This window comes from Streptomyces afghaniensis (assembly GCF_044327915.1).
Taxonomy (GTDB): Bacteria; Actinomycetota; Actinomycetes; order Streptomycetales; family Streptomycetaceae; genus Streptomyces; species Streptomyces afghaniensis.
Map to the genome: position 1 here is coordinate 81,416 of NZ_JBIRGJ010000011.1, position 21,584 is coordinate 102,999.

A 21,584-nucleotide genomic window follows, 5' to 3' on the forward strand; every position below is an offset into this window, starting at 1 on the left:
CTGCCGAGGTCAGAGCCTGCCCGCGGCGAACGTGGCCGCCTGGTCGGCGTTGTCGCGGTAGCCGAGGTGCGCCCCGACGTCGCCGCCGCCGCTCTCGCAGACCGGGTCGCCCTTGGCGCAGATGTCCAGGGTGCGGCTCTGGTACGTGCCCGTGACGCTCTTGCCGAGAGCCCGGATCGGGTTGCCGAACAGCAGCACCGCGGCGACCTTCGGCTCGACCGCCGCCGGCAGCGTGGACACGATGGGGCTGCCGACCACCGCGCCCGCGCTGCTGATGCCGATCGAGTTGTCGACGACGTTCGCGCCCTGTGAATAGCCGACGAGCACGAACCGCTGATTCGGGCAGGCGGCGGCCTGGCTCTTCACATGGTCCACCAGGTCCCTGTTGCCCTGCGCGGCAGACGTCAGGGAAAGGTCCGCCGGGTAATTCACCGCATAGCTCGACAGGCTTTTACCCGTCGCTTTCTTCTGCAGCGCGGAATACACCGGGTCGCCGACGATGAAACCGAGCGTGCCCGGCTCGAAGGTGCCGCGTGCCGAGACGACTTCCACGTCGGAGCAGGCAGCGGCCGTGGCCGAGGGAGCCGAGAGGGTGGCCAGACCGGCCCCGCCGGCCAGCGAGAGCGCGGCGAGACACAAACGGATACGCATGGGGAATCCTCCGCGGGTGAGGCGCGTGGAGCGCCTGCGAAAAAGGACGGCCCGAACGTATTCGCTGTGTCTGCCGGAGTGTTATGGACGGGATTATGGAATCGCCGCAGTTTTTTGTCACCGAATGAGTACGTCGTCGATCGAGTACCGGAATTCAGTTCTGTGGTGTGCGCAGTGACTGCGCGCGCAACGCGAGAATCAGGTCGAGGCGGGTTTCCGGATCGTGCAGGGCGTCGCCGAAGAGCTTCTCCAGCTGGCGCAGGCGGTAACGGACCGTCTGCGGGTGGATGTGCAGCCGGGCGGCGACGTCCGGCACGTTGCTGCCGCTGAGCAGCCACGCCAGCAGCGTCTCGGCCAGCCGGTCGCGCTGCCCGGCCGAGACCGTGTCGAGCGGCGCGAGAACCCGCGCCTGGAGCCGTTCCAGCAGCGGCTCGTCGCCGTACAGGAGCAGCGTCGACAGATGGTCGGCGCACCGCACCACGCCCTGGCGGGGCAGGATCCCGCGTCCCATCAGCCCGAGCGCCCGGCTGGCGAGGTGCAGCGACTGCGCGGCGCCGGTGACCGCGACCGTCGGGCCGATCGCGGCGGGCCGGCCGCGCAGCGCGAGCGTGAACGCCCGGCCGCCGAAGCCGCCGGAGCCGTCCGGATCGGGCACCAGCATGCGCGGCGGCCGGGACTCCATGTCCACCAGCGCGCCCGCCGCGGCCAGCGGCCGGTCCTCGTCCCGCCGGTCCGGCGCCGCCGCGAGCGCCACGACGGCGACCGTCCGGGGCACCGGCCAGCGCGCGCCGTGCGCCAGCTCCTGCACCGCCTCGAGCGCCACCGGCCCGTCCTCCAGCAGCAGGTCGAGCAGCCGTCTGCGGCGCCGCTCCAGCTCGTCCGAGCTGCGCAGCTGGGCCTCCGCGTAGCCGGCCGCGGCCGCCTGGGCGACCTCGTGCACGGTCCGGAACGCCAGCTCGCCGAGCGCCGCCACGACCGTGGAGTCCAGGCCGAGTTCCTCCGCCGTCCGACCCATCAACCGCCAGGCGTGCAGCCCCCCGACCCGCAGCGCGGACTGCAAGGCGTCCAGGCTGCGGCCCTCCAGGGCCTCGCCGCGCCCCAGTTCGTAGTACGTCGCCGCGATCGCGCCCCCGTCGTCGCGCGGATCGGCGATGTGGTCGACGAACAGGGTCAGCGCCTGCACCACTCCGGCCCGCAGGTTCCTGCCGTACAGCCCCTCGGCGGGCCGCGCGTACTCGGGAACCTGCCGGCGGACCTCCTCCTCCACCTGGTCGGCGACGGCCGCCAGCTGGGCGCGCAGCAGCTCCGCCAGCTCGGGGGGCATCGGTGGCATACCGGGGCGGTCCGGCACGCCGTGCTGGGCAGGCACAGCCATCACGGACACTCCTTTCGACCGGAAGCGGCTCGTCCGCGGACTGTAACCGCCGAGACGAGAGGGAAGTCCTGTGTTGGACGGACGGCCCCTGCGCTCCGTTCCGTGCCCCGACGGCACCCCCGTCACTCCGGCACGCCCAGCGCATGGGCGAGCATCGGCCACGAGGCGGTGAACTCCCGCTTCCAGTAAGGCCAGTCGTGTCCTCCTCCCGAGTAGAGGTGCGTGGTGGCCCGGATGCCGAGGCGGGCGAGCGTGCCGGCGAAGCCCTGCGCCGAGGGCCACAGGGCGCTCTCCAGCACCCCGGGCAGCGGGTCGCCGCCGCTGCCGCCGCCCACTCCGCTGCCCTGCGAGACGTACAGGGCGGTGCCGCGCAGCCCGGACGCGCGGGCCCGAGGATTGAAGTCCCGCCAGGTCAAAAGGTTCAGCAGCGGATGGCCCCACAGGGACGCGGCCGGCAGGTTCTCGCGGGCGACGATGGCGTCCATGATGGCGGGCACGCCGGGTGCGGTGGTGTCGAGGATGCCGCTGTAGGAGGCCGCGGCCGTGAACGCCCCGGGGTGCCGGGCCGCGTGGGCCATCGCGCCGTAGCCTCCGGTGGAGACACCGGCGACCGCCCGTACGCCGGAGGCCCGGTAGTCCCGGGCGAGCAGCGCCGGCACCTCCTCGACCTGGAACGTCTCGTAGTCGGGGCCGCCGCGCCAGACACTGGGGATGCCGGTGGGGCCCGCGTCCGGCATCGCCACGATCAGATCGCGGCCCTCGGTGAAGGCCTCGATGTCGGTCTCCCGGGTCCAGGACGTGTAGTCGTCGTGGGCGCCGTGCAGCAGATACAGCACCGGATACGTCCGCTCCGGCCGCGCACCGAAGTCCGACGGCAGGATCAGCCGGACCGGCGCGCTGCGGCCGAGCGCGGCGGAGGGCACGGACACGTCCAGCGTGCGCGGCCCGAGCCGGGTGGCGGCCGCGGCACGGGCCGTGCCGCCCGCGGCCCCCAACAAGGCGGCGAGGCCGGCGGCGGCCGTCGCTCTGGCGACTGTGCGCCGGGACACCCCGGCAGCGGACTTCGGCGGCAGGTCGGGCATGGCGGCTCCTCGGTCGGTGATTCAGGGGGCCCGTTCGGCGAGCACCCGGCTCAGGTGGGCGGCGATCTCGTCGACGTGCGGCGGATCGAGCAGCGACAGATGGTGACCGGCCACCGGCACGACCTCCAGGCGCGGGCACACCTCGTCCCAGCCCAGCGCCTCGTCGTCCCGTTCGTACGCCGGGTCGCGCACCGTGTGGGGCGCGGGCTCGGTGGCGCGGTAGAGGACCACCGGCCCCTCGTAACCGCCGGGCCGGTGCGACTCCCCGATGCCCATGTCCAGGTAGGAGGCGCGCTGGTGCTCCAGCGCGGCGGGCGGCACATCGGCGGCCTCGCGCAGCGCCCGCAGCACGGTGTCGATGCGGTCCCGGTCGTCGTCCATGGCCACGAGCGCGTCGTACGGCAGCTCCAGCCGCACCCCGTAGGCGTCGGCGACGTGGCCGGCGAAGCCCTCGAAATGGGCCCGGATCCGGTCGGCGCGCGTCATGCCGGGCCGGGGGAGGGGGCGTACGGAGTCGAGGAGCACGACCAGCGGCACGTCCCGTCCGGCGGCGGTCAGTTGCCGCGCGGTCTCCTGGGCGACGAACCCGCCGAAGGACCAACCGCCCAGCGGGCAGGGCCCTTCGGGGTGGGCGGCGTCGATCGCCTCGGCGTAGCGCCGCGCCTTCTCCGGCACGGTCCGGGCCTCCTCGATCCGCTCCAGCCCGTACACCGGCCGGTCCTGCCCGAGCCGCTCGGCGAGCGCCCGGTAGACGGTGACCGGGCCGCCCGCGGCGTGGACCAGGAACAGCGGGGGCCGGGAACCGGTGGCGCGCAGCGGGCGCAGCGGGGTGTCCTCGCGGGGGAGGGCGTGCCGGATCCGGGCGGCGACGTCCTCGACCGTGGCGGCGGCGAACAGGTCGCGCAGGGGCACTTCGACGCCGAACTCGCGCTCCACCGCCGTGCGGACCCGGACGGCCATCAGCGAGTCCAGGCCGAGATCGGCCAGGGCGGTGCCCGGGGCGACACGGGTGGGCGGATGCCCGGTGACAACGGTGATATGGCGGGTCAGCCGCGCCAGGACCGACGACGGCTCCGCCACCCCGGCGGGAGGCTCCGCCGGTTTTGGCACCGGCTCGGTGCGGGCCCGGCCGTCCGTCCACCAGTGCCGTACGTGCCTCCACCGGGGCACCGGCAGGTCGACGACCCGGCCGGGCGGCACGGGCAGCCGCTGGCCGGCCACGTACAGGGCGCCCAGCTGCCCGGCGAACGCCGCCGCCCCGTCGGCGTCCCGGCGCAGGGTGGCCAGGGCGAGGGCATCGGGCACGGTGTCGGCGACGGCCCCGGTCAGCACCGGGTGCGGCGAGATCTCGACGAACGCCGTGTGCCCGTCGGCCGCGGCCACTGCGAGCGCCCGGTCCAGACGGACGGGCCGCCTGAGGTTGGCCGCCCAGTGGGCCGCGTCGAACACGCAGTCGCCGCGCGGGTCGTCCAGGACGGTCGAGTACACCGGGACACGCGGCCGCCGGCCCCGCACGCCGGACAGGGCCTCGGCGAGTTCCGGCAGCAGCGCGTCGACCTGGGGCGAGTGCCCGGCGCCGACGACCCGCATGGCCCGGGCCGCCCGGCCCTGCCCCTCCAGCCTGCGCACGAGCCCGGCCACCGCGGTCTCCTCGCCCGTGACGACCTTCTGCCGCGGGGAGGAATGCACGGCGACATGCACACCCGGGAAGTCCCGCTCCAGGGACTCAAGTTCGGCGTCGTCCAGATCCACCACGGCCATCGCGCCGCCGCTCAGCCCGCTCAGCAGCCGGGCCCGTACGGCGATGACACGGGCCCCGTCCGTCACGTCCAGCGCGCCCGCGCACACCGCCGCCGCGACCTCGCCCATGGAGTGGCCGACCACCGCGGCGGGCTCGACCCCGTACGAACGCCACAGCTCGGCGAGTGCCAGCTGAAGGCCGAACAGCACGGGCTGGGCGACGTCCAGGCGGTCCAGGCCGGCCCCGGAGGACAGGTGGTCGTACAGGGACAGGCCGCACTCCGGGGCGAGTTGCGGGTCGAGTTTCTCCACGGCGGCGGCGAACGCGGGTTCCTCGGCCAGCAGCCTGCGGCCCATGCCCGGCCACTGGCAGCCGTAGCCGGAGAAGACCCACACCGTGCCGCGCCCCACCCGGTCGCGGTCACCGGTCACCACCCGCGCGTCCGGGTGTCCCGCCGCCAATGCGCCCAGGGCATCGGAGAGTTCGGCGCGATCGCGGGCGACCACGGCGGCGCGTACGGGACCGCGCCCGGTGCGCCCGGCCAGTGTCCGGGCCACGTCCGCTGGGTGCGCGGTGCTCTCGCGCAGCCAGTCGGCGAGCCGGCCCGCCGTGTCGCGGACGCGCCCCGCGTCGAGGTCGGACAGCACATGCAGGCGTGCCACGGGCTCCTCGGCCGGCCGCACGGGGACCAGCCCGGGCGGCCCCTCCTCCAGCACCACATGCGCGTTGGTGCCGCCGAAGCCGAACCCGGAGACGCCGGCGAGGGCGGTTCCGCCGTAGCGGGGCCAGGGCTCCGGCTCGGTCACCACCCTCAGCCGCTCGTCGGGGAGGGACATGCCCTGCGCGCAGTGCAGGGACGGCGGGATGCTGTCGTGGTGCAGGGCCAGCACGGTCTTCACCAGGCCCGCGATGCCCGCGGCGGACTCCAGGTGCCCCAGGTTGCCCTTGACGGAACCCAGCAGCAGCGGCTGGTCCGGGTCCCGGCCCGTGCCCAGCACGGTGGCGAGCGCGCCCGCCTCGATCGGGTCGCCCAGCGGGGTGCCGGTGCCGTGCGCCTCCACGTAGTCGACCTGGGCCGTGGCGAGCCCTGCCCGCGTGTACGCGCTCTCCAGCAGCGCCTGCTGCGCGGCCGGGTTGGGCGCCATCAGACCGTTCGAGCGGCCGTCGGAGTTGACGGCCGTGGCGCGGACGACGGCCAGGACACGGTCGCCGTCCCGTTCCGCGTCGGACAGCCGCTTCAGGATCACGGCGGCGCAGCCCTCACCGCGTCCGATGCCGTCGGCCGCCGCCGAGAACGGTTTGCACCGCCCGTCCGGGGCGAGCGCGCCCGCTCTGCGGAAGGCGACGGTGACGGCCGGCGACAGCAGCAGGTTGACCCCGGCGGCGATCGCGAGGTCGCTCTCTCCCGTGCGCAGGCTGACGCACGCGTGGTGCACGGCGACCAGCGAGGACGAGCAGGCCGTGTCGACGGCCAGGCTCGGCCCCCGCGTGTCCAGGACGTAGGCGAGCCGTCCGGCGGTCACGCTCAGGGCGCCCCCGGCCGGCGCCCAGGGATCGACGGCGGCCGGATCGGCACCCGTGAGCTGCCCGTACTCGGGGGCCGACACCCCGACGAACACCCCGGTGGCGGTGCCCGCCAGGGACCCGGCCGGCACGGCGGCGTGGTCGAGCGCCTCGTGGACGACCTCCAGCAGGATCCGCTGCTGGGGGTCCATCACCGCCGCCTCGCGCGGGGTGATGCGGAAGAAGTCCGCGTCGAACCCGGCGATGTCGTCGAGATAGCCGCCGTACGGATGCGCGTCGGCGGGCGGGAAAGCGGTGAAGTCGCGCCAGCGGTCCTCCGGGACGCGCCGGATCGCGTCGACGCCCTCGCTCAGCAGCCGCCAGTAGCCGTCCGGGCCGTGCACCCCGCCGGGCAGCCGGCAGCCGACCCCGACGACGGCGACCGGCTCGGCCGTCACGCCCGGCAGCCCGGCTCGGGGCCCGGGCGCCGCCCCGGCTTCCGGGGCCCCCGAGGCTCCGGAAGCGTCCAGGGCCGCAGAGGCCTCCGAGGCTTCTGCGGCCTGCGTGCCGCACAGCCGCGCCACCAGGGCCCGACCGGTGGGCGTCTCCCACAGCAGTGTCGTCGGCAGTTCCCGCCCCGTGGCCCGGGACAGTTCGCCGGCCAGGGCGACGGCGTCCCGCGAGGACATGCCTAGGTCGGCGAGCGGCCGGTCCATCGGGACGTTCTCGGGCGAGGCGCCGTACCAGACGGCCACCCGTTCGGCGATCAGCCGGCGCAGCGCGCCCTCGTCGAGGGGCCTCATCCCGCGGCACCCGCCGCCGCGGCGGCCTGCCCGCCGTACGCGCCCTCCAGATAGCGGACCCGGGTCAGCGCCCGCGACACCTTCCCGCTGGAGGTACGCGGCACCGTGCCCGGCGGCACCAGGACGACGTCGGCGAGCCGCAGCCCGTGCCGGGCGGAGACGGCGCCGCGCACGGCCCGCACCACGGCCGGCACGTCGAGCTCGGCGAGGCGCGCGGTCCGCGCGTGCTCCGCCACGATCACCACGCGCTCGACCCCGTTGCCCGGCACGGCGAACGCCGCGAGCCGGTCCCGGCGCACCGCCGGGTCCGCTTCCTGGGCCGTCGCCTCGACGTCCTGCGGATAGTGGTTGCGGCCGTCGACGATGATCAGGTCCTTCAAGCGTCCCGTGACGACCAGCTGCCCTTCCAGGACCGTCCCCAGATCGCCCGTCCGCAGCCAGCCGCCCGGAGCGGCTTCGGCGTCCGCGAACCCGGCGCCGAACACGTCCCCCGGTCCCCGGTTCCAGTAGCCCCGGCCGACGTTCGGCCCCTGCACCCAGATCTCGCCGACCTCGCCCTCCGACAGCAGGGCCCGGCTCACCGGGTCGGCGATACGGACCCGCTGGCCCGCGGGGGTGCCACAGCCCGCCAGCAGCACGGCCCGGGGGTCGTCCGCCCGCGCCGGCAGGGCCTTCCCGGCGGCCAGGGCGTCACGGTCGAGCGCGAACCGGCCGATCGGCTCACCCGGCCGGGCCGCGCAGACGAACACGGTGGCCTCGGCCAGCCCGTACGACGGGCAGTGCGTCCCGGGCGCCAGGCCCTGCCCGGCGAACGCGGCGTGGAAACGGTCGGCCGTGCCCGGGCGGACCGGCTCACTGCCGTTGATCAGCGCCGTCACCCGGTCCAGCCGCAGCCCCTCCTTCTGGTCGTCGGAGACGGTCGCGGCGCAGTAGTCGTAGGCGAAGTTGGGCGCGGCGCTCACCGCGTTCGGATGCGCGGAGAGCAGCCGCAGCCAGCGCACCGGCTCGTGCAGGAACGCGGCCGGGTCCATCAGCACCGACAGCGCCCCTCGTGTCACGGGGGCCGCGACGCTGAGCACCAGCCCCATGTCGTGGTAGAGCGGCAGCCAGCCCACACAGGTCACCGGGCGGGCGTCGGCGCCGTAGGCGGTCAGTGCCTGGCGGGCGTTGGCGACGACGTTGCCGTGGCTGATCTCCACACCGGCCGGGGCGCGGGTCGAACCGGAGGTGTACTGCAGATAGGCGGTCGCCCCGGCGTCCGGCGGGACCGGCCGCCAGTCCCGGGCGTGGTCGTCGGGCACCTGGTCGGCCACGACGATCCGCGGTCCGTCGGGGCCGAGGAAGTCGCACACCTCGTCCCGGCAGCGGCTCGTGGTCACGACGACCGAGCAACGCGCGTCGGCCAGGACGCCCGCGAGCCGGTCCGCGTGCCCGGGCAGGCCCGGCGGATACAGCGGCACGGCGACCAGCCCGGCGGCCAGGGCCGCGAGGAAGGCGGTCACGTACTCCGTGCCCTGCGGGCACAGCAGCGCGACCCGGTCGCCCGGACCGGCCTGACCGGCGAGGCGCGCGGCCAGTGCCCGCACCCGTACGTCCAGACGGCGCCAGGTCAGGGTGCGGTGGACGCCGCGCGAGTGCGGTGCCGGGTGCTCGACGAAGGTGAAGGCCCGGCGGTCCGGGGTGTTTTCGGCCCAGTGCCGGACGTACTCCGGCAACGTCGGGCACACGGGCGCGAGCGGGGGGCGGCGGCTGTCCATCAGGCGGGGCTCCTCACGGCGCGGATCGGCCTAGGGGTCGCGAAGGGCGGGAGGGGGGCGGCTAGAGGGGGATGTTGCCGTGCCGGCGTTCCGGCATCGGCGCGCGTTTGCCGCGCAGGGCGCGCAGCGCGCGGCAGACCTGCTCCCGGGTCTCGCGCGGCGCGATGACGGCGTCGACGTAGCCGCGTTCGGCGGCGAGATAGGGCGTGCCGTGGGTGCGCTCGTACGCGGTGAGCAGGCGGGCGCGCAGCGCCTCGGGATCGTCGGCCGCGGCGAGTTCCCGCCGGTGCAGCACGCCCACGGCCCCCTCGGCGCCCATGACGGCGATCCGGGCGGTGGGCCAGGCGAGGTTCACGTCGGCGCCCAGATGCTTGGAGCCCATCACCGCGTATCCGCCGCCGTACGCCTTGCGCACCACGACCGTGACCTTGGGGACGGTCGCCTCGGCGTAGGCGTACAGCAGCTTCGCGCCGCGCCGGATGATGCCGGCCTGCTCCTGCCGTACCCCGGACAGATACCCGGGCACGTCGGCGAAGGTCAGCAGCGGGATGCCGAACGCGTCGCAGAACCGTACGAACCGGGCCGCCTTCTCGGAGGCGTCGATGTCGAGGACCCCGGCGGCGTGCAGCGGCTGGTTGGCGACGACACCCACCGAGCGGCCCTCGACCCGGGCCAGGGCGCAGATGATGTTCGGCGCGAACAGCTCCTGCACCTGGAGCAGTTCACCGTCGTCGACGACCGCGTGCAGGATCGCCCGCATGTCGTACGCCTCGCCCAGCCGGTCCGGGACGACCTCGTCGAGATCGGCGCCGGGCGGCGGATGCCCGGGAGCGTACTCCGGGGGTCGTTCCAGGTTGTTGGCCGGGAGGTACGACAGCAGGTCGCGCACGGTGTCGAGGGCGTCCTCCTCGTCGGCGGCCAGGAAGTGCGCGTTGCCGTTGACGGAGTTGCTGGTGCGGGCGCCGCCCAGTTCCTCGGCCGTGGTGCGCTCGCCGGTGACGGTTTCGATGACGTCCGGGCCGGTGACGAACATGTGCGAGGCGCCGTCCACCATCACCGTGAAGTCGGTGATCGCCGGTGAGTACGCGGCGCCGCCCGCGCACGGCCCCAGGACGACCGAGATCTGCGGGATCACCCCGGACGCCTTGACGTTGCGGCGCACCAGCTCGGCGTAGAGGGCGAGCGAGGCGACGCCCTCCTGGATGCGGGCCCCGCCGGAGTCGTTGAGGCCGATCACCGGGCAGCCGGTCTTCAGGGCCAGGTCCATCAGCGCCACGGTCTTCTCGCCGAAGGCCTCGCCCATGCTGCCGCCGAACACCGTGGAGTCCTGGGCGAACACGCACACCGGGCGGCCGTCCACCGTGCCGTACCCGGTGACCACGCCGTCACCGCAGGGGCGGCGGGCGCCGCCCTGCGCGGCGGGCCGGGCACGGACGAACAGGCCGGTCTCCGTGAAGGAGTCCTTGTCCACGAGCCGTTCGATCCGCTCCCGGGCCGAGAACTCCCCGCGTCTGCGCGGCCCGCCCGGGGCCACCGCCTGCTCGCGGCGGCGTTCCAGGCCGGCGACGCGCTCCGCTGTGCTCCCGGGCACGTGTGCCGCCGTTTCCCCCGGACCGGATGCTGTCACCTCTGTGCTCACAACCACCTCCGAAGCGGTTCTCGAATATGGCAGTGAGGTGGGGGAGTGCCGGGCGGATCGCCGTTCTGTGTGGGGGACGTGAGTCCATCGGCGCGGGCTTTCATCCCCGCGTGACAAGCGACCGCCGGTCTGCCCGGCGGAGGGACCGCCCGCCCGGCCGCGGCGGGATTCAGCTGCACGAGTGCTGAATGCGTTCTCGTTCTCCTATTGGACCTCTGGCCAACCGGCGTCCAGGCTGGAGTGGACCATCGCACGAACAGCCTCAGCGACAGCCGGAAGAGGTCACGAGCACATGCACACCCGCCGCATCGGTGATGTCGACGTCAGCGCGATCGGCCTGGGCGCGATGCCCATGTCCATCGAGGGACGACCCGACGAGGAACGCTCCCTCGCCACCGTCCACGCCGCGCTCGACGCCGGAGTGACCCTGATCGACACCGCGGACGCCTACCACCGCGGCGCCGACGAGGTCGGTCACAACGAGACCCTGATAGCCAAGGCCCTCGCCTCCCACGGTCGCGGCGGCGACGTCCTGGTCGCCACCAAGGGCGGCCACCTGCGCCCCGGTGACGGCAGCTGGACGCTGGACGGCAGCCCCCGCCACCTCAAGGAGGCCTGCGAGGCGTCCCTGCGCCGGCTGGGCGTCGAGGCCATCGGGCTCTACCAGTTCCACCGCCCCGACCCGCGCGTCCCCTATGCCGAGTCCGTCGGCGCGATCCGGGACCTGCTCGACGAGGGCAAGATCCGCATGGCCGGCATCTCCAACGCGAACCCGGAGCAGATCCGGCAGGCCCAGGAGATCCTCGGCGGCCGTCTGGTCTCCGTGCAGAACCAGTTCTCCCCGGCCTTCCGCTCCAGCGAGCCGGAGCTGGACCTGTGCGACGAACTCGGCATCGCCTTCCTGCCCTGGAGCCCTCTCGGCGGAATCTCGAAGGCCGGCGAACTCGGCTCGGGGCACGCGGCGTTCGCCCGTGTCGCCGAGGCGCGCGGCGTGAGCCCGCAGCGGGTGTGCCTGGCGTGGATGCTCGCCAAGTCGCCCGTGGTCGTCCCGATCCCGGGCGCCAGCCGCCCCGAGACCATCCGTGACTCGCTCGCCGCGACCGACCTCACCCTGACGCCGCAGGAGCTGGCGGAGCTGGACGCGGCCTGAGCAGACCACGGGCCCAACTCCCTTGACGGGCAGTCAGAGACGATCAGTTTCTCGTCAAATCCACCCCTGGTGAGAAAAAGGTGTGAATGTTTCCGCGTGGTTCGGGCATACGCAGCGAAAACAGAGAGAGGGGCGCTACGTGCTCGTACCGGACCGGAAGGCCGTCAGGGAGTTGCTGACGCGGTATGCGTCGCTGAGGATCGCTCAGGCGGAGAGGCACGTGCCGACGGCGGCACGCGAGCTTGAGGACGTCAGCTACACGCTGTGCGTGATGATGGGAACGTCCGACATCACCGACGCCATCGCCAAGGCCGACACCCTGCTGCTCACCAAGGAGCGGTCCGAGAAAGCTGACGCGGACGGGGAGAACGGGCTGACACTGGTCGGCTGAAACCTCGTCACATCACGTGAAGCCCGGCCTGACCGGGTACCGCCCCGGCGGCCTGCGAACGGGCCGCCGGGGCGTTCGTCTTCCCGTGGAACGCCGTGCGATAGGCGTACGGCGTCGTTCCCACCACCTTGCGGAACCGCTCCCGGAACGCCGTCGGCGAGCCGAACCCCGCCTGCCGCGCGATCCGTTCCACGGAGTGGTCGGTGTTCTCCAGCAGGTACTGGGCGCGCCGCACCCGCGCCCGCAGCAGCCACTGCAACGGCGTCGTGCCGGTCTGCTCCCGGAAACGGCGGCTGAACGTCCGCTCGCTCATCCCGGCACGCTCCGCCAGCGCGCTCAGCGTCACCTCGTGCGCGAGGTTGTCCTCGATCCACTCCAGCAGCGGCTCCAGCGCCGACCCCCGCGGCACCGGCGGGTGCTCGTGCACGATGAACTGGGCCTGCCCGCCCTCCCGTTCCAGCGGCATGACCGACATCCGGGCGATGTTCGCCGCGACGGCCGACCCCAGATCCCGCCGGATCATGTGCAGACACAGGTCCAGCGCGGCCGCCGCACCGGCCGAGGTGAGGATCTGTCCGTTGTCGACGTACAGCACGTCCGGTTGCACCTCGACGCGCGGGAACCGGCGGGCCAGGTCATCCGCTGCCACCCAGTGCGTGGTGGCGCGCAGCCCGTCCAGCAGCCCGGCCTCCGCCAGCACGAAGGCCCCCACGCACACGGACGCGATCCGGGTACCGGCCTCGGCGGCCTGCCGCAGCGCCGCCAGCACTCGGGCCGACGGCGGCGGCGCCTCGGGGGAACAGCCCGGCACGATGATCGTGTCGGCCTCCGCCAGCGCGTCGAGGCCCCGGTCGATGCGCAGGGTGAAACCGCCGTCCGCGCGCACCTCCGGCGTCTCGGCACACAACCGGACCCGGTAGGCCGGCCGCCCGTCCGGCATATGGGTCCAGGCGAACGTCTGCTGGGGCGCCGCCATGTCGAACGGCACCACTCGGTCGAGAACCAGGATCGCCACGGAGTGCATGACCGCCACCCTAGGCGCATTCCCGCCAGGCGCACGAACCGGGCGAAGCATCGGCCCGCGGTACAAGAGAGCAGGTCAGACAAGTTGGCGGGAATCCGTTGGAAGCTGTCGTTCCAGCCCATGGGCGATCACGTCCGGGCTCCCTAACGTGGGCCCGCCACCGTCGATCGCATCCTGGAAAGAGTCCCGGTGACCAAGATCCTGCTGTCCCTGCACGTGCTCGCAGCCATCGTCGCCATCGGTCCCGTGACCGTCGCGGCCAGCATGTTCCCGCCCGCGGCGCGCCGCGCCGTCCCCGCGGGCGGCCATGCCCCCGACGCGTCCGCGGTGAGCACGGTCGCGCTGCTGCACCGCATCTGCCGCGTCTACGCCGGCATCGGACTGACCGTCCCGCTCTTCGGGTTCGCCACCGGTGCCGCGATGGGCGTCCTGGGCAGTGGATGGCTCGTCACGTCCATCGCGCTGACCGCCGCCGCCGCGGGCATCCTGGTCGCCTTCGTCCTGCCGCGCCAGGAAGAGCTCCTTGGCCAACTGAAGGGCGAACAGGCCGTCGAGCACCGGAACACGGTGCAACTCGCCATGTTCACCGGCATCTTCAACCTCCTGTGGGCGACGGTCACCGTCCTGATGATCGTCCGGCCGGGCTCCACGACAGGAGCCTGAGCCCCGGCCGCCCGCATGTCACGGATGTCCGGCCTGCGTCAAGTCCACCCCGGTAATTCACACTCCGGGTCACCGGTCCGCCTACACTCGGCTCTCTCGCCCCCGCACGGGGCCGACGAGCAGAAAGGCGCGTTGACGGGTGTTCCAGGATTCCCCCATCTACGACCGACTCATCGCGGAGTGCGGCGATGTGCCCACACAGGTTCGCCGCGAGGCCGAACGCGTGAGCAGGGAACTGGAGCTGGTCATGCGGCCCGCACAGTCCCCCGGCTACGACCGCCCGCACTCCCAGGGCACCGGATGGCAGCGTACGGCCATGCTGCCCGGGCCGCGGCAGCAGTGAACCAGGACCGGTGGACGGCCGGTCCCGGTACTCAACAGGCCGTCCGGTCCGCGCCGTTGACGTGCGACGGCTCCGCGGGGACGGGGCGGGCCAGCCACTCGGCGATGGTGCGGGCGATCGGCTGGCCCGTCTCCACCTCGACGAACCCGAACTGCCCCGACTGATTGCACTCCAGGAACCACCAGGTCCCGTCGGCGTCCTCGACGAAGTCGAAGGCCCCGTACGCCAGTTCCGCCTCCCGCAGATAGGCCCGGACGCCCGGCGCGATGCGCGACGGCACATCGGTGGGCCGCCACGGCGCGCCGGGCGCGGCGAACCGCACGTCCACCTCGTCGGGGTCCGCGTCCGCGGCGGCCGCCTTGCGGGCCGCCAGCATCCGGTCACCCACCACGGTGAGACGGATGTCGGCGCGCTTGGAGATCCGCCGCTGGAACAGCGTCGGCCCGAAGGCGACGGCGGAGAAGTCCGTGTCCGGCGCGACCCGGCTGGTCGGCACGGCCCGGGGCGGGTCCTGCGGATGCGCGCCCGACACCGGTTTGACCACCAGGTCCGGGTAGCGCTCCGAGAACTCGCGGGCGGCGCGCGGGAAGGTCGTGATCAGCGTCGCCGGCACGGGCAGGCCGCACCGCTGGGCCAGCCGCAGCTGCCAGGGCTTGTGCCGGGCCCGGCGGGCCGCGTCGGGGTGGTTCATCCAGCGCGCGTCCGAGCCCCGCAGCATGCCGTAGAGCGCCTGGGCGGCCTCCTCGGTCAGCCACGCGGACGGCTGCGCCGCCCGCCCCGCCGGGGTGCCCGGCCTGCGCACCCAGACCGACCGCAGCCCGCCGATGCTCACCAGTCGCCCCCCGGCGGACAGGTGGCCGCGGAAACGGCCGTGGACGTACTCCCCGGACAGCGCAACACCGCCGGTCAGATCGGCGGGGTCGACACGGACCACCGGAATCCCGGCCGCGTTCAGGTGCACGACCACCATGTCCGCGGTCACGTCCTCCTCGCAGGTGAGGATCAGTACCGTCATCTTCGGCGGCCCGCGGTCAGTCGTCGAAGTGCGTCTTGGAGCCGGCGGTGGACGTCGTGGTGCCGACCTCCCTCAACAGGGCGAAGTCGCAGGCGGCCACCCGGCCGTCGTGGAGCACGTTCAACTGGAGTCCGGCGTCGTACACGTACGGAATGGCAGCTTCCAACTCCACTGCCGGGCGCGCGTAGTTGAGCGCGAACGGTTGCATCGTCTCTCCCTCGTCGGTGCTGCGCCGATCGAGCCGGATCCAGGGGCACGGCCACCCGGTCCGCCGACTCGTTTCGGCTCCCAGAGACTTATACGAATCGAACGGGTGGTTGGTTTCCTTACTTTCCGTAGTCATCGGGCCGGTTGGCGGTCCGGCCGGTGTGCCGTACCGCGCTCCCGCTCGCCGAGGGAGCCGCGCACGGTGCGCAGAGCGAGCAGCAGGACCCCGATGTCGTCCAGGTACACCGGATCGGGCAGCACGTCGGCGGGCAGCACGAAATAGAGAACCGCGCCCCAGAAGACCCAGCGCGGGCCCGTGGGCAGTCCCGCGCGACGCAGCTCGCGCCGGGTCCTGACCAGTCGCACGAGGATGCCGACGGCGAAGGCGAGGACGATGGCCGCGAGAACCGCGGCCATCGTGATCACCGTTGTGGTCGTATCCACGGGCTGCCCTCCTCATGGCGTGCCGCGACACGGGGTGTCCCTTCCTGGATTCCCGTTTCCGGCGGCTGTATTGCGGCCGAGGCCCGACATATCGGCGCGTCGGCGGATTTTCCGTGCCGCCGCGGTGCGGGCGGTCATCCCGGTGGCTCACCCGAGTGGCACGGTGTGACGGGGGCGCCTAGTAATGGTCAGCGTAACGTCGCTCGTCAGACGACGGGGGGCGCAGGAGCGGCCGCACTCTTCCCCATGGAGGCGAGTATGACCACCTGCTCTTCATCACCCCGCTCGAACGAATCTGCCATAACCGACGAGCCGAACGGGTCCGCCCAGCCGTCCGCCGAGACGACCGCCGCCACCGGCACGCACCAGGTGGAGCAGACGAGCACGCAGCCCGCCGCCGGTTCGCGCGAGACCTACGGCGCTTCCGACCGGCGGGGCGACGAGCCCGGTGCCCTCGGCGCTCACCCGGCGGCCGATGCGGGCGCCCAGCCCGCCGCCCCGGGCCCGGACCAGCCCGCCACGCCGGTCTCGGCCGGGGCGGACATGAGCTCCGCCGGGCCCGCCGCGACCGGCTTGGACCGGTCGGAACGGGTGCACGAGACCGCGCAGGGTCCGGCGCAGGCTGCCGCCCCTGGCTCGGACCAGGCGGACCCGGCGACCATGCCCGCCGCCCCCGGCTCGCGCACGGCGACCGGCTGGTTTGCCACCCCCGCCCCGGTCGATGAGAGCACGCTGTCCGCTCCCTCCGGATCGAACCCGGCGGTCGAGCGGTCCGCGGCGCCGGCCCAGGACTGGACGGACCCCGCGGAGTCGCGCCCGGCCCCGCCCGCACAGGAATGGCTGGATCCCGCTGAGGCACGGCCTGTTGCTCCCGCCCCGGACCGTACGGACCAGGCACCGGCCGAGCCCGCCCGGCCCGCCGCCTCCGGCCCGGACGAGGCCGCGCGGCCTCCCGAGCCCGAGCCGGGCGACCCCGCTCAGCCCGCCGCGCCCGGCCAGGACGAGACGGACCAGCCGAGCGCGCGGCCGTTCGTCATCCGCTCCCTCGACGACAACCCGGTGGAGCTCCGGCCCGGCACCGCGCAGGGCCCCGCGGTGCCGTACGGCGACGCCGTCAGCGACCTGGTGCACGCCGCCGTGGCGGACCGGCCCCTGGAGGAGGTCGTCGCCCTCATCACCTCGCTGGAGGAGTCGCCCGACCACGCGGAGGCGAGGGTCGACGCGCTGCGCACGGCCGGAGTGGCCCGTCCCGTCGAGGACGTCTCCCGGCTGATCGCTCTGCTGACGAAGCCCCCGCGCGCCGCCGACAGCGCGGACGAGGCGATCCGGGCCGCGGCCGCCCACCGCCCGGTGGAGGAGGTGACCCGGCTGGTGACCCTCCTGCACAAGGAGCCGCAGATGCCCCACGTCCGCGAGGAGGCACTCCGAGCAGCCGCCACCCGCCGGTCCGTCGGGGAGCTGGTCGAGCTGATCGACCGCCTGGGCCTGGAACGTCTGGACCGCAACGGGCGCCTGCCGGCCGGGACGTCACGTCCGGACGAGGCGACCGGGCACCCCGAGAAGCCCGGCCGGCCGGGCAAGCGCCGTGCGGCACGCCCGGCTCCGGACGGTGAGACCCGCCGGACGCGCGACGACCCGCCTGCGGACCGGGCCCGTGCCACGGACCGGCTGGCCAGGTCCGTGTCGTGGTCGGGCTGGCTCGCGGCCCTGGCGCTGGTCCTGTGCGCGGTGGCCCACTTCCCGCTGCAACGCGGCGGAGCGTCCCTGCACCTGCACGCGTTGGCCCTCGGACTGTCGGTGCTGTGCACGGTTCTGGCCCTGCTGCTGGCGCTGCGCCCCGTCGCGGTGGTGCTGGCCGGGGCGGTGGTGGTGCCCACGGTCCTGGCCGCGGCCCAGGCGTACAGGAGCTCCTTCCCGTCGGGGTCCCTGTCCCGGGCCGCGGACCTCGCACTCGCCCCGTCATGGCTCGCCGCCACGGCCGCCGTGTGCGCGGCACTGCTGGCCCTCGTCGCGCTGGTCTTCCGTATGGTGGCGCCTCTCGCGGCCAGACAGTGGGCGCCCGCACCGGCGCCCGAGGTACGCCAGATGGCGGAGTGACGCCTACAGGCCCCGCACCGGACCGGATCCGCCTACTGCGGAGCCGGTCCGGGCGTCGTTCGCCGCCCGGTGGTCGAGCAGCCCGGCCAGCACCCGGTCGGGCGTCAGCGGGAGTTCGCGGAAGCGGACGCCGGTGGCGTGGTGGACCGCGTTGCCGATCGCTGCGGCCGTCCCGACGATGCCGATCTCCCCGATCCCCTTGCTGCCCATGGGGTTGAGACGGGGATCGTCCTCGTCCAGCCAGTGCGCCTCGATCTCGTCGACGTCGGCGTGCACCGGCACGTGGTACGACGCCAGATCCGACTCCGTGAAGTCACCGAACGCGGCGTCCATCGTGCTGCCCTCGGTCAGCGCCATGCCCAGGCCCATCGTCATGCCGCCGACGAACTGGGAGCGTGCCGTACGGGCGTTGAGGATGCGCCCAGCGGCGTACACCCCGAGCAGCCGGCCGACCCGTACCTCGCCGGTGACCGAGTCCACGGCGACCTCGGCGAAGTGCGCCCCGAAGGCGTGCCGCGCCCAGTCGCTCTCGGCGTCCGCCGCGCCCCGGGTGTCGGCGCGGGCGTCGAGGCCCTGCTCGGGCAGCGGCCCGGCGTGTTCGGCGAGCCGCCGCGCCAGCCGGGTGCAGGCCTCGTGGACGGCCCAGCCCCAGGAGGCGGTGCCGGACGAGCCGCCGGCCAGTGGCGCCGACGGGAGTTCGGTGCTGCCGACCTCGATCCGCACCCGCTCCAGCGGCGCGCCGAGGGCGTCGGCGCCGACCTGCGCGAGCACGGTCCGGGCCCCCGTACCGATGTCCGTGGCGTTGACCCGCACCAGGAACGTCCCGTCGGGCAGCGCGCGGGCCGATGACGTGGCGGGCCACACCATGACGGGATACGTCGCCGCCGCCACACCCGTCCCCAGCAGCAGGGGCCCTTCCCGGCGGGAGCCCGGGCGGGGATCGCGCCCGGCCCACCCGAAGCGGCGGGCGCCCTCGCGCAGACATTCCACCAGGTGCCTGCTGCTGAACGGCCTGCCGCTGTCGGGTTCCACGTCCGGCTCGTTGCGGACGCGCAGCTCGACCGGGTCCATGCCCAGCTCGGCGGCGAGCTCGTCCATGGCGGACTCCAGCGCGTACATGCCCGGCGCCTCGCCCGGCGCCCGCATCCACGACGGCGAGGGCACGTCCAGCGCCACGACCCGGTGCTCCGTACGACTGTGGGGCGCCGCGTACATCACCCGCGCCGGCACTGCCGCCTGCTCCACGAACTCCTTGATCCGGGAGGTATGCGTGGTGACCTCGTGCACGAGGGAGGTGAGGCGTCCGTCCGCGTCGGCGCCGAGCCGCAGCCGGTGCAGGGTGGGCGCACGATGCCCGACGACGGCGGGCAGGTACCGGCGGGGCAGCGTCACGGTGACCGCCCGCCCGGTCTGCCGCGCCGCCATCGCGGCGAGCACCACGTCGGGCCGTGGCGTGCCCTTGGATCCGAAGCCGCCGCCGACGTGCTCGGCCGTGACGACGATCCGCTCCTCAGGAACGCCGAACAGCCCGGCGAGGACGCCCTGTACGGCACCGGAGCCCTGGCTGGAGGTGTGCACGGTGAGCCGGCCGTCGTCCCAGCGGGCGGTGCTGGCGTGCGGCTCCATCGGGTGGTTGTGCAACGGCGGCACCCGGTAGGCGACATCGACGCGGGCGGCCGAGGAACCGAACGTCCCGTCCGGGTCGCCCTGTTCGCGGACGGCCGGATACCCGCCGTTGGCCTCCTCGGGTACGTACACCCCCGGGTGCGAGGCGGTGAGGGCCACGTCGTGCTCTTCGGCGGCGTAGTCGACACGGACCGCGGCGGCACCGGCCCGCGCCGCCTCCAGGGTCTCGGCCACCACCAGGGCCACGAACCAGCCGCGGTGCGGAATCCGGGGGTCCTGGAGCACGGCGAGCGTGGGATCGTCCGGCTCGGCGAGCCGCGGGGCGTTCTCGTGGGTGAGGACGGCGAGCACGCCGGGCACCGCCAGCGCGGCCGCCGTGTCGACGCCGGTCACCCGGCCCCGGGCGACGGCCGCCGGCACGGGCCAGGCCTGGGCCCGGCCGGGGTAGTGGTACTCGGCGGCGTAGCGGGCGCTGCCGCTGACCTTCTCCCGGCCCTCCCGGCGCTCGGCAGGGGCTCCCACACTGCCGGTCATGAAGTCCTCCTCGTCAGCGCCGCGCCGGCGAGCCGGGACAGCACGTCCAGGGCGATCCCCCGGGCCAGCGGCACCTTGTAGGCGTTGTCCCGCAGCGGCCGCGCCGCGGACAGTTCCAGGTCTACGGCGTGCTCGAACGCGGCGGCGGTCGGAGCCGCACCCAGCAGCGCCTCCTCCGCCCGCCGTGCCCGCCACGGCCGGTGCGCCAGCGCCCCGAACGCGAGCCCCACGCCGCCGACCACACCGTCCGACACCCGCAGCACGGCCGCGACGGACGCGAGCGCGAAGGCGTACGAAGCCCGGTCGCGGGCCTTGCGGTACGCCGACGGCAGCCCGGCCGTCGAGGCCGGCAGCACCACGCCCGTGACGAGCTCGCCGGGCCGGATCTCGGTGTCCTGCTCCGGACGGTCCCCCGGCAGCCGGTGGAAGTCCGCCGCCGCGACACTCCGGGCGCCCTCGGGGCCGTACAGCTCGACACGCGCGTCGAGAGCGGCCAGCGCCACCGCCATGTCCGACGGATGGGTGGCGATGCAGTGCTCGGAGTGCCCCAGCACCGCGTGATCACGGTGGACGCCGTCCCGCGCGCCGCAGCCGCTGCCCGGCTCGCGCTTGTTGCACGGCTTCGAGAGGTCCTGGAAGTACGGGCACCGGGTGCGCTGGAGCAGATTGCCGCCGGTCGTCGCCGCGTTGCGCAGCTGCCCCGACGCCCCCGCGAGCACCGCCTGCGACAGGGCCGGGTACCGGTCACGCACGAGGGGGTGGGCCGCGAGGTCGCTGTTGCGGACCATCGCCCCGACCCGCAGGGCTCCGTCCGGCAGCTCCTCCACCGCGTCCAGCGGCAGACGGGTGACGTCGACGAGGGCGGCGGGCCGCTCGACACCGAGCTTCATCAGATCGACGAGGTTGGTGCCGCCGCCGAGATAACGGGCGCCGGCGTGGGAGGCGTACGCGGAGGTCGCCTCCTCGACGCTCCCGGCGCGGACGTAGGCGAACTCCTTCACGGGATCACGTCCTCCACGGCCTCGGCGATCCGCGGATACGCACCGCACCGGCACAGGTTGCCGCTCAGCCGCTCCCGGATCTCCTCCCGGTCCAGTGGTACCGGCCGGCCCGAGGGCGTCGCCGCGTCGGTGACGTGCGAGGGATGGCCGGCCGCCGCCTCGGCGAGCATGCCGACCGCGGAGCAGATCTGGCCCGGGGTGCAGTAGCCGCACTGGAAGGCGTCGCGCTCCAGGAAGGCCTGTTGCAGGGGGTGGGGTTCCTCGCCGTCGCCGGACAGCCCCTCGATCGTGGTGATCTCACAGCCGTCCAGGGCGACCGCGAACAGCAGACAGCTGTTGACGCGCCGCCCGTCCACCAGGACCGTGCAGGCGCCGCACTGGCCGTGGTCGCAGCCCTTCTTGGCGCCCGTGAGGTCCAGATCCTCCCGCAGGAGGTCCAGCAGGACCCGCCGGTGGTCGACGGTGAGGGTGTGGGGTTTGCCGTTGACGCGGAGCGTCGTCTCCGAGTGGTGCTGGTCGTTGCCCATGGTGTGGAGGA

Annotated in this window: 18 protein-coding genes; 5 read left to right on the forward strand and 13 right to left on the reverse strand. The window is 74.1% G+C overall.

Annotated features, from left to right (window positions below):
- Positions 1-9: 9 nt before the first annotated feature.
- From ACH4G3_RS36870 to ACH4G3_RS36895, 6 genes are all read right to left on the reverse strand, one after another.
- The gene (locus ACH4G3_RS36870) at positions 10-651 is read right to left on the reverse strand and encodes a cutinase family protein (protein ID WP_397628554.1); all 642 of its coding nucleotides are present in this window, start codon (positions 649-651) and stop codon (positions 10-12) included.
- A gap of 154 nt (positions 652-805) precedes the next feature.
- The gene (locus tag ACH4G3_RS36875) at positions 806-2,026 is read right to left on the reverse strand and encodes a PucR family transcriptional regulator (RefSeq protein ID WP_397628816.1); all 1,221 of its coding nucleotides are present in this window, start codon (positions 2,024-2,026) and stop codon (positions 806-808) included.
- Between the two features lie 122 nt (positions 2,027-2,148).
- Positions 2,149-3,108: an alpha/beta hydrolase gene (locus ACH4G3_RS36880; protein WP_397628555.1), complete on the reverse strand. Its 960-nt coding sequence runs from the start codon at positions 3,106-3,108 to the stop codon at positions 2,149-2,151.
- 21 nt (positions 3,109-3,129) lie between these two features.
- Complete coding sequence (locus ACH4G3_RS36885) at positions 3,130-7,155, reverse strand: beta-ketoacyl synthase N-terminal-like domain-containing protein (RefSeq protein ID WP_397628556.1); 4,026 nt, start codon at positions 7,153-7,155, stop codon at positions 3,130-3,132.
- Entirely contained in the window at positions 7,152-8,912 is a 1,761-nt protein-coding gene (locus ACH4G3_RS36890) for a fatty acyl-AMP ligase (RefSeq protein ID WP_397628557.1), read from the reverse strand. Before ACH4G3_RS36890 ends, ACH4G3_RS36885 begins: the two co-directional genes overlap by 4 nt.
- 61 nt (positions 8,913-8,973) lie before the next feature.
- Positions 8,974-10,551, reverse strand: coding sequence for an acyl-CoA carboxylase subunit beta (locus ACH4G3_RS36895; protein ID WP_397628558.1), 1,578 nt, complete (start codon positions 10,549-10,551; stop codon positions 8,974-8,976).
- A 292-nt stretch (positions 10,552-10,843) separates the two neighbouring features.
- On the opposite strand from ACH4G3_RS36895, the gene ACH4G3_RS36900 reads away from it, so the two are divergent.
- Entirely contained in the window at positions 10,844-11,701 is an 858-nt protein-coding gene (locus ACH4G3_RS36900) for an aldo/keto reductase (protein WP_397628559.1), read from the forward strand.
- A 139-nt stretch (positions 11,702-11,840) separates the two neighbouring features.
- A complete protein-coding gene (locus ACH4G3_RS36905) occupies positions 11,841-12,092 on the forward strand; it encodes a DUF5133 domain-containing protein (RefSeq protein WP_020272612.1) in 252 nt (83 codons plus the stop codon).
- Positions 12,093-12,099: 7 nt separating this feature from the next.
- Here the strand turns inward: ACH4G3_RS36905 and ACH4G3_RS36910 are convergent, their stop codons facing one another.
- Positions 12,100-13,116, reverse strand: a complete 1,017-nt coding sequence (locus ACH4G3_RS36910; RefSeq protein WP_397628560.1) for a GlxA family transcriptional regulator — start codon at positions 13,114-13,116, stop codon at positions 12,100-12,102.
- Between the two features lie 189 nt (positions 13,117-13,305).
- Between ACH4G3_RS36910 and ACH4G3_RS36915 the strand changes: the two genes are divergently transcribed.
- A complete protein-coding gene (locus ACH4G3_RS36915) occupies positions 13,306-13,779 on the forward strand; it encodes a hypothetical protein (RefSeq protein ID WP_397628561.1) in 474 nt (157 codons plus the stop codon).
- Between the two features lie 139 nt (positions 13,780-13,918).
- Positions 13,919-14,122, forward strand: a complete 204-nt coding sequence (locus ACH4G3_RS36920; RefSeq protein WP_397628562.1) for a hypothetical protein — start codon at positions 13,919-13,921, stop codon at positions 14,120-14,122.
- A gap of 31 nt (positions 14,123-14,153) precedes the next feature.
- On the opposite strand, the gene tgmB is transcribed toward ACH4G3_RS36920, so the two are convergent.
- The 3 genes from tgmB to ACH4G3_RS36935 all read right to left on the reverse strand — a co-directional run bounded on the left by tgmB (position 14,154) and on the right by ACH4G3_RS36935 (position 15,788).
- Positions 14,154-15,137, reverse strand: a complete 984-nt coding sequence (gene tgmB, locus ACH4G3_RS36925; protein WP_397628563.1) for an ATP-grasp ribosomal peptide maturase — start codon at positions 15,135-15,137, stop codon at positions 14,154-14,156.
- A gap of 16 nt (positions 15,138-15,153) precedes the next feature.
- A complete protein-coding gene (tgmA, locus tag ACH4G3_RS36930; protein ID WP_354742624.1) occupies positions 15,154-15,345 on the reverse strand; it encodes a putative ATP-grasp-modified RiPP in 192 nt (63 codons plus the stop codon).
- A 131-nt stretch (positions 15,346-15,476) separates the two neighbouring features.
- On the reverse strand, positions 15,477-15,788 hold the full coding sequence (locus tag ACH4G3_RS36935; protein ID WP_037669519.1) for a YkvA family protein: 312 nt from the start codon (positions 15,786-15,788) through the stop codon (positions 15,477-15,479).
- Positions 15,789-16,046: 258 nt separating this feature from the next.
- On the opposite strand from ACH4G3_RS36935, the gene ACH4G3_RS36940 reads away from it, so the two are divergent.
- Entirely contained in the window at positions 16,047-17,885 is a 1,839-nt protein-coding gene (locus ACH4G3_RS36940; RefSeq protein ID WP_397628564.1) for a hypothetical protein, read from the forward strand.
- A 3-nt stretch (positions 17,886-17,888) separates the two neighbouring features.
- Here the strand turns inward: ACH4G3_RS36940 and ACH4G3_RS36945 are convergent, their stop codons facing one another.
- From ACH4G3_RS36945 to ACH4G3_RS36955, 3 genes are read right to left on the reverse strand one after another with little or no spacing between them, the layout of a single operon-like run.
- The gene (locus ACH4G3_RS36945) at positions 17,889-20,045 is read right to left on the reverse strand and encodes a xanthine dehydrogenase family protein molybdopterin-binding subunit (RefSeq protein WP_397628565.1); all 2,157 of its coding nucleotides are present in this window, start codon (positions 20,043-20,045) and stop codon (positions 17,889-17,891) included.
- Positions 20,042-21,046 carry an FAD binding domain-containing protein gene (locus ACH4G3_RS36950; RefSeq protein ID WP_397628566.1) on the reverse strand — a complete coding sequence of 335 codons (1,005 nt, stop codon included), beginning with the start codon at positions 21,044-21,046 and terminating at the stop codon, positions 20,042-20,044. The genes ACH4G3_RS36945 and ACH4G3_RS36950 overlap by 4 nt, the downstream gene beginning before the upstream one ends.
- The gene (locus tag ACH4G3_RS36955) at positions 21,043-21,573 is read right to left on the reverse strand and encodes a (2Fe-2S)-binding protein (RefSeq protein ID WP_397628817.1); all 531 of its coding nucleotides are present in this window, start codon (positions 21,571-21,573) and stop codon (positions 21,043-21,045) included. The genes ACH4G3_RS36950 and ACH4G3_RS36955 overlap by 4 nt, the downstream gene beginning before the upstream one ends.
- Between the last annotated feature and the right edge of the window lie 11 nt (positions 21,574-21,584).

What these genes read in the sequence shown, in the direction of transcription:
- ACH4G3_RS36870 (WP_397628554.1), bottom strand. Translation starts at nt 651, where the DNA reads ATGCGTATCCGTTTGTGTCTCGCCGCGCTCTCGCTGGCCGGCGGGGCC.
- ACH4G3_RS36875 (WP_397628816.1), bottom strand. Translation starts at nt 2,026, where the DNA reads ATGGCTGTGCCTGCCCAGCACGGCGTGCCGGACCGCCCCGGTATGCCA.
- ACH4G3_RS36880 (WP_397628555.1), bottom strand. Translation starts at nt 3,108, where the DNA reads ATGCCCGACCTGCCGCCGAAGTCCGCTGCCGGGGTGTCCCGGCGCACA.
- ACH4G3_RS36885 (WP_397628556.1), bottom strand. Translation starts at nt 7,155, where the DNA reads ATGAGGCCCCTCGACGAGGGCGCGCTGCGCCGGCTGATCGCCGAACGG.
- ACH4G3_RS36890 (WP_397628557.1), bottom strand. Translation starts at nt 8,912, where the DNA reads ATGGACAGCCGCCGCCCCCCGCTCGCGCCCGTGTGCCCGACGTTGCCG.
- ACH4G3_RS36900 (WP_397628559.1), top strand. Translation starts at nt 10,844, where the DNA reads ATGCACACCCGCCGCATCGGTGATGTCGACGTCAGCGCGATCGGCCTG.
- ACH4G3_RS36910 (WP_397628560.1), bottom strand. Translation starts at nt 13,116, where the DNA reads ATGCACTCCGTGGCGATCCTGGTTCTCGACCGAGTGGTGCCGTTCGAC.
- tgmB (WP_397628563.1), bottom strand. Translation starts at nt 15,137, where the DNA reads ATGACGGTACTGATCCTCACCTGCGAGGAGGACGTGACCGCGGACATG.
- tgmA (WP_354742624.1), bottom strand. Translation starts at nt 15,345, where the DNA reads ATGCAACCGTTCGCGCTCAACTACGCGCGCCCGGCAGTGGAGTTGGAA.
- ACH4G3_RS36940 (WP_397628564.1), top strand. Translation starts at nt 16,047, where the DNA reads ATGACCACCTGCTCTTCATCACCCCGCTCGAACGAATCTGCCATAACC.
- ACH4G3_RS36945 (WP_397628565.1), bottom strand. Translation starts at nt 20,045, where the DNA reads ATGACCGGCAGTGTGGGAGCCCCTGCCGAGCGCCGGGAGGGCCGGGAG.
- ACH4G3_RS36955 (WP_397628817.1), bottom strand. Translation starts at nt 21,573, where the DNA reads ATGGGCAACGACCAGCACCACTCGGAGACGACGCTCCGCGTCAACGGC.